Annotated in this window: 8 protein-coding genes and 3 pseudogenes; 7 read left to right on the top strand and 4 right to left on the bottom strand. The window is 67.0% G+C overall.

Annotated features, from left to right (window positions below; translation table 11 throughout):
* The first annotated feature begins 134 nt into the window (after nt 1-134).
* The 4 genes and pseudogenes from CR470_RS40830 (at nt 135) to CR470_RS31055 (ending at nt 2,965) form a co-directional block, all read left to right on the top strand.
* A complete protein-coding gene (locus CR470_RS40830) occupies nt 135-257 on the top strand; it encodes a hypothetical protein (RefSeq protein WP_257138972.1) in 123 nt (40 codons plus the stop codon).
* A gap of 337 nt (nt 258-594) precedes the next feature.
* Nucleotides 595-1,065: pseudogene (locus CR470_RS41515) on the top strand (Mu transposase domain-containing protein); the annotation flags it as partial.
* A gap of 531 nt (nt 1,066-1,596) precedes the next feature.
* A pseudogene (istB, locus tag CR470_RS31060) lies at nt 1,597-2,435 on the top strand (IS21-like element helper ATPase IstB).
* A 68-nt stretch (nt 2,436-2,503) separates the two neighbouring features.
* Entirely contained in the window at nt 2,504-2,965 is a 462-nt protein-coding gene (locus CR470_RS31055; RefSeq protein WP_097870812.1) for a DUF4279 domain-containing protein, read from the top strand.
* Between the two features lie 318 nt (nt 2,966-3,283).
* Here the strand turns inward: CR470_RS31055 and CR470_RS31050 are convergent, their stop codons facing one another.
* The gene (locus tag CR470_RS31050; protein ID WP_179892432.1) at nt 3,284-4,009 is read right to left on the bottom strand and encodes a hypothetical protein; all 726 of its coding nucleotides are present in this window, start codon (nt 4,007-4,009) and stop codon (nt 3,284-3,286) included.
* A gap of 301 nt (nt 4,010-4,310) precedes the next feature.
* On the opposite strand from CR470_RS31050, the gene CR470_RS41510 reads away from it, so the two are divergent.
* Nucleotides 4,311-4,553, top strand: a complete 243-nt coding sequence (locus CR470_RS41510; RefSeq protein WP_179892431.1) for a hypothetical protein — start codon at nt 4,311-4,313, stop codon at nt 4,551-4,553.
* 5 nt (nt 4,554-4,558) lie between these two features.
* Here the strand turns inward: CR470_RS41510 and CR470_RS39845 are convergent, their stop codons facing one another.
* Both CR470_RS39845 and CR470_RS31035 read right to left on the bottom strand, forming a co-directional pair.
* Entirely contained in the window at nt 4,559-5,062 is a 504-nt protein-coding gene (locus CR470_RS39845) for a hypothetical protein (protein ID WP_179892430.1), read from the bottom strand.
* Nucleotides 5,063-5,452: 390 nt separating this feature from the next.
* Nucleotides 5,453-6,148: pseudogene (locus CR470_RS31035) on the bottom strand (helicase associated domain-containing protein); the annotation flags it as partial.
* Nucleotides 6,149-8,023: 1,875 nt separating this feature from the next.
* Between CR470_RS31035 and CR470_RS31025 the strand changes: the two are divergent.
* Nucleotides 8,024-8,350, top strand: a complete 327-nt coding sequence (locus tag CR470_RS31025) for a hypothetical protein (protein ID WP_097870809.1) — start codon at nt 8,024-8,026, stop codon at nt 8,348-8,350.
* 170 nt (nt 8,351-8,520) lie between these two features.
* Here CR470_RS31025 and merB read toward each other — a convergent pair whose 3' ends face one another.
* Complete coding sequence (gene merB / locus CR470_RS31020; RefSeq protein ID WP_097870808.1) at nt 8,521-9,498, bottom strand: organomercurial lyase; 978 nt, start codon at nt 9,496-9,498, stop codon at nt 8,521-8,523.
* An 89-nt stretch (nt 9,499-9,587) separates the two neighbouring features.
* Between merB and CR470_RS31015 the strand changes: the two genes are divergently transcribed.
* Nucleotides 9,588-9,992 carry a heavy metal-responsive transcriptional regulator gene (locus tag CR470_RS31015; RefSeq protein ID WP_097870807.1) on the top strand — a complete coding sequence of 135 codons (405 nt, stop codon included), beginning with the start codon at nt 9,588-9,590 and terminating at the stop codon, nt 9,990-9,992.
* The last annotated feature ends 758 nt before the right edge of the window (nt 9,993-10,750 follow it).

Here is a 10,750-nt window from a genome sequence, read left to right as displayed (position 1 = left end):
CGAGAGGAAGGACAGCGATGGAATGACATGTCCGCACCAAATCTATGCGCGTAGCATACGGGTCTGTTGGCCGCCGGGACAGATCAAGTCGCCGTGGATTCAGAGGAGATTCCGAGCGCCGAACCGTGGAGTCGGTGACGCGCGTGGACCTGACCGCGCCGCCGAAGCAGCGGCACATGAACAAGCGGATCATGGAACGGCTGCGGGACGAGTACGACTTCGTGGTCGCCTACACGACGCTCAACGACTACCTGTGAGTGCGCCGGCCGCAGATCCGCGAGGAAGTCGAGCGGGCCCGGATGCTGACCGAGGGCATGGTTCCGCAGTTTCACCGGCCCGGCGAGGAGGCGGAGGTCGATTTCGCCGAGGTCTGGGTGCGGGTCGACGGCAAGCCCATGGCCTGCCAGTTGTTCACGCTGCGGCTGTCGTATTCGGGCAAGGCGGTCCACCGGGTGTTCTCCACGTCCGGTCAGGAAGCCTTCATGCAGGGGCACGTGGACGCCTTCCGGATCCTGGGCGGGATCCCGACCCGGCACATCCGTTACGACAACCTCAAGCCCGCGGTCTCGCAGGTCTGCTTCGGCCGCTCGCGGGGTGGAGTCGCAGAGGTGGGTGGCCTTCCGGTCGCACTACGGTTTCGACGCGTTCTACTGTCGGCCTGGCGTCGAGGGCGCCCACGAGAAGGGCGGCGTCGAGCACGAGGGCGGACGGTTCGGCCGCTCGCATCTGGTCCCGGTTCCCGAGGTCGACACGCTCGCGGAACTGAACGAGAAGATCGAGCAGATTGAGGTGGCCGAGGACGTCCGGCACATCGACAACCGGCCCACCTCGGTCGGGTTCGACTTCGACTACGAGGCCCCGCTGCTGGCCCCGCTGCCGTTCGAGGAGTTCGACATCGGGCTGACGCTGACGCCGAAGGTCGACAAGTCCTCCCGCATCAACGTTCGGCAGAACAAGTACTCCGTCCCGGCCCGCTTCATCGGCACGTACGTCCGCGTCTCGCTGCGGGCGGACGAGGTCTGGGTCTTCGAGCGCAACAAGCTGGTGGTCCGCCATCCGCGGCTCGCGGGCCGCTACGGCTTCCGCGATCTGCTGGACCACTACCTGGAGATCCTGCGGCACAAGCCCGGCGCCCTGGAGCACTCCACCGGGCTCGCCGCGGCCCGCGAGAGTGGGCAGTTCACCGACACCCACGACGCGTTCTGGGCAGCCGCCCGGGAGTCGAGGGGACGCTCGGAAGGCACCAGGTCGCTGATCGAGGTCCTGCTGCTTCACCGGCGGCTGCCCGACGAGGCAGTCGTCGCGGGCATGAAAGCGGTCCTGGAGGCCGGTTCCGTCTCGCCGGACCTGGTGGCCATCGAGGCCCGCAAAGCGGTCGCCGCGGCGGGTGGTCCACCACCGGTCGTGATCGCCCCGCAAGCCGCCGTCACTACGGTCGCAGCCGAGCCCGACACGCGGAGCCGGCGGAACCCAAACCGGAATCGGCCCAGGTCATCACGCTGCCACAGTGGCGTCCTGCCCTGCCGCCGGACTCCGGCCCGAACCATCGCTGGCCGCCTACGGCCAGTTGCTCTCTGTTCAGCCGAAAGGCTCAGCATGACGCAGAGCACCGCCACCGCCCCTGCGAACACAGGGCGGTGGGGCTCCTTCGGCCTGCCCGGCCAACGCGGGCCGAACCCGTCAGAGGCGATCGACGCGGCCTGCCGGAGCCTTGGCCTGTCCGGGGTCCGCGCGCTGGGAGGAGTTCGCCGCCCAGGTCCTGCGCGAGCAGGCGTCCTACGCGGACTTCCTCGCGGACCTCCTGGAGAGCGAGTGCGAGGACCGCGACGCCCGCCGCAAGGTCCGCCGGGTAAAGGAGGCCAACTTCCCCCCGCCCGAAGCGGATCGAGGACTTCGTTTTCTCGAAGAACCCGAATATCCCGCAGGAGGTCATCAACACCCTCATGCAGCCCGCCTGGGTCCAGGCCGGGATCCCGCTCTGCCTGATCGGTGACTCCGGAACGGGCAAGTCCCACCTGCTGATCGGCCTGGGCACGGCCATCGCGGAGGCCGGCGGCCGCGTCCGCTACACGACCGCGGCGAACCTCGTGAACGAGCTGGCCGAGGCCGCCAGCGACAAGCAGCTGGGCCGCACGATCAAGAAGTACGGGCGAGTCGACCTGCTCTGCCTGGACGAGCTCGGATACGTCAAGCTGGACCGCCACGGCGCGGAGCTGCTGTTCCAGATCTTCACTGAGCGCGAGGAACGACATGCGATCGCCGTCGCGTCGAACCGGCCGTTCACCGAGTGGGACCAGACCTTCACCGACAAGCGGCTCCGCCAGGCAATCGTCGACCGGCTCACCTTCGAGGCCCACATCATCGAGACCGGCACCCAGTCCTTCCGCCTCGCCAGCACCACCGCCAAGCGCAAGGCTGCCACCGCCGCCGCCTGACCTTTGCCGGCGTACACGTGAATGTGCTCAGCGCGGTACAGGGAAACATGCACGGATACTCTTCCGAAATGCCTCTTGATCAGTACGTCTACTTCGCTCTGTCCAGTGAGCGCACCACCGCGCAGGAGATGACGGAACTGCTGGGTATCCAGCCCGATGAAACGAAGGTGCGCGGAAGCCGCATCGTCCAGCCTGCGATACCTGTGTGCCACCGGTGGAAAGTCGTGTGTCGGGAGCCGGGTCTGCGCGTCGATGAGCAGATCGCCCATGTGCTGGACCGGCTCCGGCCACACACGGACCGCATCGCCAGTCTTGCGAGGCGGCTGGGCGAAGGACCTGGGGCGGGCAGAGCCGCAACGCTGCAGGTAGTGCGCTACTTCAGAGCGGCCGACGAGCCTAGCAAGGACAGTCAGTTGCGTGCCGAGGAGGAACCCAACCTCTTCGGCTGGCATCTTGATCAGGAGGTCCTGGACTTCCTCGCCGCCACTGGAGCGTTCCTGGACATCGACGAGTACGACCTGACGGGCTGAGCACGTTCACTCGTACCGCCCTGTGCAGATTGGTGTTTACGCCGACAACCTCAGCCGAACCACCGGGCGGGCGCCACAACACCGCGCCCGCCCTTTCGCGTTCCTGTCAGGGGAAGCGGCCGGGCGGGCGTCGTGAATCACACGTTACCGCCACCAACCCGGGCCAACAGACATGATCCGGCTCCGTCCCAGGACGGCCAGGAAACGTCACCCGATCGAGGGTGGGGCCAGAACAATCCGTTCCTCCCGCAGACCCCTCAGAGCGTTCACCCACACGGCTCAAAAGTGGGGCCAGAACAACTCGTTCAAGTGGGGCCACTACAGCCCGTTGAAAACATCTACGTCGGCCAACGGGCGGACCACCTCCAGGGCGAAGGCGGCCTCACGTCCGAAGGAGGCAAGAGCGTTCAGGGCGGACGCGGCCGTATGCCACTGCTCCTCGCGCACGGCCGCGACTATGGCCGTGGTCAGCGCCGGTGCAGCCGCCGGATCAGCCAGCTCCCGCAGGGCAGACACCAGAGCATTGGCACTCATCGACTGCGACGAGTCTGCGAAGTCCACCTCCGCCAGGAGCTTCGACAGCCTCGGCGTGAGGTCACCGGCTGCCCCGCCCAGATGCCCGGCCACCTGCACAGCACGCCAGGCCTCGGCGCCCTCGTACAGCGCCTCCAGCACACAGGGCAGCGCCCGCAGATCCCCCAGGCACGCCAGCGCCCTGACGGCTTCCTGGTAAGCGCGGCGAACCAGCTGCTCCCGGGCCGCCCACACGCGCGGCCCGTGTTCCGCACGGGCCGCCTCGACATAGGCGGCGAGGGCCTCCCGCGCCGGCTCGCTCACGGGCCCGAGAGCCCCGAGAGCCTCCGCTGCCGCAGCCGAGGTGTACGCGTCCTCGGGCAGGAGACAGCCCGCGATCAGCACCACCAGGCCGGAGTGATCCCCACGCCACTGGCCGATCAACACCCTGGCCATACGGATCGCGTCGTAGCGCACCCCAGGGTCCGCGCTGCACAACTGCTCGGAGAGCAACGCGGTGCGCTCAAGCACACGATCGCCCAGCAGCGTGTGCAAGGCCCAGCACAGAGGTCGTCGGCGCGTGAACCCGGCCGTGCCGCTCCAGGTCCTCGAACGCCGCGGCGATCTGCGGCAGCGCACCCGAGGAAGGCGCCGAGCCCGCGGCAACACCCGGCTCCCCCTCGGCCCGGCAGGGCGCGTCGCCATCCCTGCCGGTCTCCTCCGGTGCGATCTTCGTCGCAAGCCCGCCGCAGGGGCAGGAGACGGCGACTGGGCGGGCTTGATGCCCAGCACGCACAGCCACTCATGCTGCTCGGGCAGGAGCCGCGCCCAGGTGCCCGGCCTTCCGCTGCTCCAGTCGCAGTCCGATGTCGTCGCCGTCCATGAGGACGCCGGGCAGCTGGCCGTCGGCATCGGCCAGGTCGGCGAGGACGCGGTGGTGGCGCTGTCAGTCCAGCGGCCAGGGGCAGTTCCAGTCCGGGGCGATCGCGGTGAGCTGCGCCGCGCGCTCCGGTTCCTGCGCTTCCCACTCCAATTGCGAGGTCGGCGAGGGGCCTTGACCCCGGAATCCTGCTGATGCCTCTACACCGCTGCGCCTCCGAGGATCCTCAGTGAATACCTCCCGTATGTGCGGTGCAGAACCATCCTCACCGGGCCCGAAACCAGCACCCCGCTGACAACGTACTCCTGTTCGATCCCCGTCTTGGTCACCTGCTTCTCGTACAGGGAGTCGGTCTCCTTCTTCGCCCGGTCGAGCCACGAGGACGCCTTGGCATGATCGATCCCGGCGACGTCGAGACCTGTGCAGGAAGCCAGGAACTCGAAATCGTCTGGTTCCTTCGTACCCGCGTTGCACAGCAGGGAGGACATGTTCTTGCGATCGGCGTAGCCGGCCGACACGGTCATCCCGCTCTTGCCGCGCCCGTGAACGTACGTCCTCATCTTCCCGTCGGGCATTTCCTGCTCGACGGGCTTTTCGAGTCGGACATTCCAGTCGTTTGCCAGCCCGGTGAGGAAAATATTCCCGGTGTATCCCGTGGCCATCGTCCTGCCCGGACTGAGCATGGGTTTCTTGTCGCTGGTCACCGCATGCTTGGGCAGATCGGTAGTCTGCGGCAGGGTCTGTGTTGCGGACGGCTCGGGACGAGGTGCCACTGTCCTCGGCGCTGGTGGCGATGCCACGCCGGGGCTGCCCTGGCCACAGGAGGCGGTTCCCACCGCGCCGGCGACGAGAGTCATCAGTACGACGGGAACGCGGAGGGCGACCCGTGTCCGGCCACCCGAACACGCCCTCTGGATCTGGGGTATCACCGAGAGCCCACTCCTGCCGGGAACTCGAAGCCGTCCTGGACGACAGCCGCCAGCATTCCGGATACGGCCATGATTCTCTTGCGTACTTCTCTCATGTGCACATGCTCTCTGAGGGTGATGTCTGCCGATGCGGAAGCGACTTGCTATTGAAACCAGCACCGGACGCTACACGGCCCACTTCACCCCGAGCTCCCGTAGCGCGTCGCGTTGTTCGGGGGTGAGTCTGTCGCGGCGGGTCTTGGTGTTGGAGATCCATACGCCCAGCTTGACGATCACCGGCTCCTCCTCGCCGTCGACCGTGACCGGTTCACCGTGCCCCCTTGGTACGGGCCGGTCCGCGCCTTCCCGCTCCACCCCCTGCGCGAGGGCCGCCAGCCCTCGCTGGAACGCCGCCTGCGCCTTGCTCGGGCCTTCCGTCGTACGAGCGGCCGCCGGGGCGGGAGACGCGCTCTCAGCGGGCTGCATGCCCAGCTTTGCCAGCCGCTCCTGCTGTTCGGGGAGAAGCTGCGCCCAGGTGCCCGGGTTCTTCTGTCGCTGGAGCCACTTGCCCAGGTCGTCGCCCTCGAACAGAACCCCCGGTTCGATGGCTGGCAGGATGCCGTCGGCGTCGACGAGGTCGGCGAGGACACGGTAGTGCCGCTGCCAGTGCAGCGGCCACGGGCAGTCCCAGTCCTCATCGACCGCGGCCAGTTGCTGTGCGCGCTCCTGCGCCCGCTTCGGGTCCTTCCCCAGGCCGCTCTTCCTCCGGAGGTTCGCCATGTGCTGCCCGACCGGCATTATCGCCTCTCCCTCGCCCCACACTGCGTCCTGCCGGGGTGCGAGGTGCCCGGTGGCCCGCCGGCAGGACCGGAGCGCGGCGAGGGCCGAAGCACTTCGGCCCCACAGTCCTTCATTCCCTCTATGTATAGGCGAGCGTGCGCCATATCTGCACAAGGCAGTGCTGATCTTTATCTTTCAATTCCCTCTCCTGGCCAGGCGGGACTGGCAATGCGCGCGCTCCTCCAATCGGTGACAGGAAAGGCCATCGAGTCCCATTGAACATCCACTGCCAACGCATCTCGTACAGCCCAGCCGAGGGGAGGATCAAAGGGACATCCTGAACCCCGCCATCGATGGTGTGAATTCCGAGCTCTCCGGTGGGAAGTTCCACTTCCACTTCTTCCCGGCCGAACCAATTGGCAGGATTTTCCGGAGGTTTACCGGGCCAGCTATCCAGGCGCACCGCCGACTGAATGACTGCCGATGGCACTTGGGGAATGTCAGCCCAGGGACGGTGAGAAGCCAATGCGCATCATCCGGATCCAGCCCATACGGCTCGATACTCATGTCCATCAATCCGAATAGACGGTAGCTGGGACTGACCACCATTTCGTGCGTGTCCAAAATCCGGCTCAAAACACACCTCTTTGACAGCTCGACCTCATGCTCCAACAGTGACTCGACCGTACAAGGCACTCGGCATCAGCAGCGACAAGATTTTCAGCGAGAAGATCAGCACCCGGATCAGGGTCCGCCCGCAGTTCGAGGAGGCGCTGAGGACCGCCCCGATTCCCTTGAGGGCAAGTGCAGGGGGTGCGAGGCTTACCCCGGCGCAGTGCAGTGTGCTGCCACACCCGGGCGACCACCGTGTATCCGACGCAACTGATTCTTTATGGAGCGCCACCTCACATTTCAGCGGCTCCGCCCCATAACTATGGGGAGAGCTGCGGGCTTTACCCCGCCGCGTCGCAGTGTGCTGCCACAACCCCTGCGTCCCGCCCCAGAGAACCGCTCCCCAGGGTGGTTGACGGCAGATAGGCATTTCGCTTCCTTAGCAGCCTTGGAGGCCTGTTGATGGTGCCTTCCCGGACCCAAGGGGCGAAGCCCTCCCGTATCCGCTCGAAGGGAGCTCGATGTTTTTGCCCGTGTCCCTGCTCCTGGTGCTCGTCGTCACCCCGGTCCTCATCGCGCTCCCTCGTCCCGTGGGCCGGCGGCGGCGGACTTATGTCGAGGCAGGGTGAATGATCGAACAAGCGTCCACTTGGGCTTGTTGGCCTCAACTCCCTTGCAACACAAGGAGGTTCTTCCCAATCCATTCTGCAAAATCGCTGGGCGGGCACGAACTCTGCCGGCGGACACGAACTTCCTTGATCTGGTCCGGGAGGCATGGTTTGATAGCGCTCCGCCGTGATCCTCAACCCACGTTTTCCCACGGCTAGGCAGTCAGCCCGCTCGCCCGAGCCGAGTGAACAAGCCGACTGTTCTGAGCATGCCTCCCTTCCGAACGCTTGAGACCTGTCGGGAACGGGAGGTCTTTTACTGTCCATCGCCATCGCACCATCCCGTATGCACCGAAGGAGAAACCGACCCACCACGCACGCCCCATGGCCACGCCGTGGCGCTCTACTCACAAGCCCCATATTGGGGAGTCCGGCTGGATAGCCGCCTCCCACCCTGTTCGCCTCTCTTTCTCCGTCAGCCGGAGAGACGGGAGGTCTTTTTCTGTCCACAGCCGTCGCACAAGGAAGGGAGCACCGCGACGGTGTGACAGACAGCCTTGTGGCGCTAACCCATCGCTGCCCCACCGTGGGCACCGGGAGCCGGCACACCCTCTTGAGCCGCCGCTCGCCTCGCCGATGGACCGCCAGCAGCACACCTCCCCCGGCAGCCCGGGACGGGAGGCCCTTCCTTTCCGCCACCGCCTTACCCCCGTGCGCCCTGGCCTGAGTCGCACCGACCGACCGAACAGAGGAATACATGCAACAGCCGTCGAGCCCCAGCACCCTGAATGTGTTCGTCATGACGGCGATCGCCTCTCCCGCGACGCCCGACCCGACGACTCCGGCCCCCGCGCCGGCCGCGCCGCCGCCCGTCTTCGCTCCGTGGGCTGTGTGGCTCCTGGCGGTGGGCATGTTCGTGCTCGTCCCCATCACCCTGACGGTCTTCGTGGTGGACCGCCCCAACGCGCGGGCAGCGATGGACGCCACCGGGTCGTTCCTCGGCGGAATCGGTGGATGGGGGGCCCTGACCCTGACTTTCGTCCTGTGCGTCTTCCAGGCATACCGGGAGAGGCGCTCCCATTGACCGTGGCTTTGTTCACGAGTTACGACAGCGGTTGTTCACGTCTTTGGGAGGCGCCCGTCATGAGGCGAAGTCGGTGTTCACGAGAACGGGAGGCACCGAGTACCGGCAATGGGTGACCACAGCGGATCCGCTACCAAGATGCCCTCGTGTCGTTGCGTGCGACGTGGCTTTCAAGGGGCGAGTAGGGGGCCGAAAGTCTGTCGGCCGATGCGTTCGGCGGTCGGCTGGTCGACCACCTGACCGGGGATGTCGGGGTACTGACTTGTCCAGGCGCGGGCGTTCGCGGCGTCGGTGAAGAAGTTCAGTGCGTCGCAGCAGGCCGATGCGGCGGGCCCGCCTCCGGGACGCTGCCCGACGAAGACCACCGAGGTGGCCGGTTCCCACCACACTTTGCCGGTGGACAAGGTGACGGTGATGGGGTCGCCGCTAACCGGGTCGGAGGAGGAGATCACCGCGTCCTGGCCGAGCATGGCGGGGATGCCTAGGGCGTCGATGGCGCACATCGACCAGACCTCTACACCGCTTTCCAAGCGGACCCTGTGGCGGGTGGGGGAGGCGGAGAACGGGTAGGCGGCGCGGATGTTCCCGGTCTCGTCCAGGGTGAGGAAATCCTCGTCGGCCAGCTCGCCAATCACCTCCGTAGCGTTCCTCCCGGCCCCGGCCGCGATTGACTGAAGCATCTGCGCGTCGGGAGCAGCTCCCGTGGCGGCGAAGTGGCGCAGGATCTGCTGGTGGACCGTGCGTAGGCCGTTCTCGGCAGGTGCGCGGCGCCCGCGGCCGGCCCGACCAACCACGTCCAGCGGCTGCGGGGTGCAGCAGTCCGAGGTCCCCGCAGCACGAGCCTGTGGGGTCGCCCCGGCGAGGGCCTGCCGAAGGGCGGACTCGTCCGGCAGGCCCGACACGGTGCCGTCGGCGTCCCTGTAGAGGCGGCACGACAGGCTCGGCACAGCCCCAGGTGGCGCAAACGGGTCGGTGCCATCGATCAGGATCGTCGGCGACCCGTACATGCCCAACCGGGCGGCCTCGGCCTCATCGGCCACCTCGATCAGCTCCACCTGAGTCTGTCGTCCATCCAACGCAGCGGTCACCCGCTCCAGCGCGGGCTGCGCGTTCGGGCAATCCGCCACCGTCAGCACCGTGATCTGCATCCGCTCTGTCCTTCCAAGCCTGTCGTTCGCCTCTCGCACCGACGGTAGACCTTCCAGTGCACTGGAAGGTCAAGGGCTAGCCTGGAGACATGCGCATCGGCGACCTCGCCGCCCACACCGGGCTGACGACCAAGACCATCCGCTTCTACGAGGACAGCGGCTTGGTGCCCGCACCACCACGCACCCCGGGCGGCTACCGGGACTACCCCGATCACACGGCGACCCGACTCGCGTTCATCCGCGACGCACAGCACGCCGGCCTCACCCTCGCCGAGATCCGCTCGATTCTCACCCTGCGCGACGACGGCCACGCACCCTGCACCCACGTCACCGACCTCATCCACGAGCACCTGGACGACATCGACCGACGCGTGGCCGAGCTCGCCGCCACCCGCGAAGCACTCCGCGACCTCGCAGCCCGCGCAGCAACCACTGACCCCGCCGCCTGCAGTGCGGACGACATTTGCACGATCCTCAAGCCCTCACAGCCGTAGGCCGCTGCCCAAANACCTCGCAGCCCGCGCAGCAACCACTGACCCCGCCGCCTGCAGTGCGGACGACATTTGCACGATCCTCAAGCCCTCACAGCCGTAGGCCGCTGCCCAAAGTCGTGAACATTCAGGCCGGAGCCCAGTGGCCAACCGCCTCCGAAACTGACGTCGAAGTGCTGTCCGTTCTCGTGAACAGAGCCAGGCTTGCCTGCTCTCCGGTGCAAGCCCCGCCAGGTGGCAGTGGGCGGGGGACCGACGCAACTGATTTCTACTGACTGAGCACCTGGTGCTCGCCCTCACCGTCGTGGTGCCTGCGGGCACCATCACCGGGGCGGTGAAGTCGGTGTTGTGGCGCTGTCGCCCACCACCGCCCCGCCCCGTCACGGTGGTGTCAGCAGCCCGCCCGGCGGGACTTGCGGGACTAACCCCGCTCCGCCGCAGAGTGCTCCCACCAGTCCTGACCACCCGGTTGTCCAGCCACCGCGAATCTGCCCCAACTCCCGTCTGACGTCGGGCGCCTTCCGCCCCATAACAAAGGAGTAAGGGGCTGCGCGGCTTACCCCGCCGCGTCGCAGTGTGCTGCCACAGCCTCCCGCCACCTGGTTGTCCAGTCCTCGCGAATCCGTCCCGACGCCCCGTCACCAGCCCACCGACGAGGCTCGTAACGCTGGGAGGGGGGTTTGTTGGTGTTCGGTGAGGCGGCTGGTCTGGTGTGTTGGTGGTTTGCTGAGAGGTGGAATGGGCGGGCCTGGTAGCTGGGT

The sequence above is a fragment of the Streptomyces sp. rh34 genome (assembly GCF_002551245.1).
Taxonomy (GTDB): Bacteria; Actinomycetota; Actinomycetes; order Streptomycetales; family Streptomycetaceae; genus Streptomyces.
The sequence above is the reverse complement of the archived record's forward strand: the minus strand, read 5'-3'. Positions and strand labels throughout refer to the sequence as shown.

What these genes read in the sequence shown, in the direction of transcription:
- CR470_RS31025 (WP_097870809.1), top strand. Translation starts at nt 8,024, where the DNA reads ATGCAACAGCCGTCGAGCCCCAGCACCCTGAATGTGTTCGTCATGACG.
- CR470_RS31055 (WP_097870812.1), top strand. Translation starts at nt 2,504, where the DNA reads ATGCCTCTTGATCAGTACGTCTACTTCGCTCTGTCCAGTGAGCGCACC.
- merB (WP_097870808.1), bottom strand. Translation starts at nt 9,498, where the DNA reads ATGCAGATCACGGTGCTGACGGTGGCGGATTGCCCGAACGCGCAGCCC.
- CR470_RS31015 (WP_097870807.1), top strand. Translation starts at nt 9,588, where the DNA reads ATGCGCATCGGCGACCTCGCCGCCCACACCGGGCTGACGACCAAGACC.